2 protein-coding genes are annotated in these 1,042 nt (G+C 50.9%); one reads left to right on the top strand and one right to left on the bottom strand.

Annotation, left to right across the window (positions count from 1 at the left end):
• The coding region (locus B2751_RS04980; RefSeq protein WP_414655213.1) for an HD domain-containing protein at positions 1-398 on the top strand (398 nt) is incomplete at its 5' end.
• 56 nt (positions 399-454) lie between these two features.
• Here the strand turns inward: B2751_RS04980 and B2751_RS04975 are convergent.
• A partial coding sequence (locus B2751_RS04975; RefSeq protein WP_290773305.1) for a ZIP family metal transporter occupies positions 455-1,042 on the bottom strand: 588 nt, incomplete at its 5' end.

Here is a 1,042-nt window from a genome sequence, read left to right as displayed (position 1 = left end):
CAGAGGAGGAACAGGAACAGATTTTAAACATTATCACGAGCCTGTCCTATAAAGATGGCACACGTCCACCAATGCGAACGATCGAAGGACAAGTCGTCCAAGACGCCGACCGTCTCGATGCGATCGGCGCAATCGGGATTGCGCGAACGTTTCAGTTCGCTGGTCGGTTCGGGGAGCCAATGCATGTGCCAGGACTAACACCACGAAAGCCGGGTGATCGAACAGGCGAGACAAGTGCCCTGAATCATTTTGAAGAAAAGTTATTCCGACTAAAAGATTTAATGAATACGAAGACGGCCCATCATTTAGCGGAGGAACGGCATCGCTACATGGAAGAGTTCGTGGCTCGTTTTAAGGAGGAATGGGAGGGGGTTACGGGAGGAACAGGTGAGTTTTAAATTGTTTAACACATAAGGCGTGTTGTCCGGTTCGTTTNNAAACACGCCTTATGTGTTTAACTGAGGATGATGGCAGTAATTAATCCAAGTGCTGCGAACAGACCAACGATCGCGCCGCCTTCCTCGTGAGCTTCCGGCATCATCGTCGAAGCGAGCATCGCGATGATCCCACCACTTGCGAAGCCACCGATCATGGCGAACTGCATGTCTGGTAGTTCTGCGAGAACCGTATAGCCGGCGAGTGAGGCGAGGGCGGAGATCAACCAGACGACTCCCCACATCAGCAAGACTTTTTTCTTCGAAAAGCCATCTTTTCGTAACCCCGTCGTACTCGATAAACCTTCCGGGATGTTACTGACGAAAATTGCCGCGACGAGTGCCGCGCTGACATTTCCAGATAACAGACTGGCACCGATCATGATTGATTCTGGGATGGCATCAAGAATCGTCCCAAAGAAAATCGCCGTCCCCGTGCCTTCATTCCCACCAGACGAGCGTTTCCGTTTACTCGCGCCGCGTGACGAGACAAACAAGTCAAAGCCCGTAAAGACAAGTGCCCCGATGATAAAGGAAATCGCGACGACGAACGTTGTTGATTTCTTTAATGCCTCATCGAGCAACTCAAATGTCGCTGCTCCAATCAA

It is taken from the genome of Exiguobacterium sp. UBA6282 (assembly GCF_002440475.1).
Lineage (GTDB): Bacteria > Bacillota > Bacilli > Exiguobacteriales > Exiguobacteriaceae > Exiguobacterium_A.
Note: the sequence above shows the minus strand (reverse complement) of the source record. Positions and strands in the feature narration are given on the sequence as shown.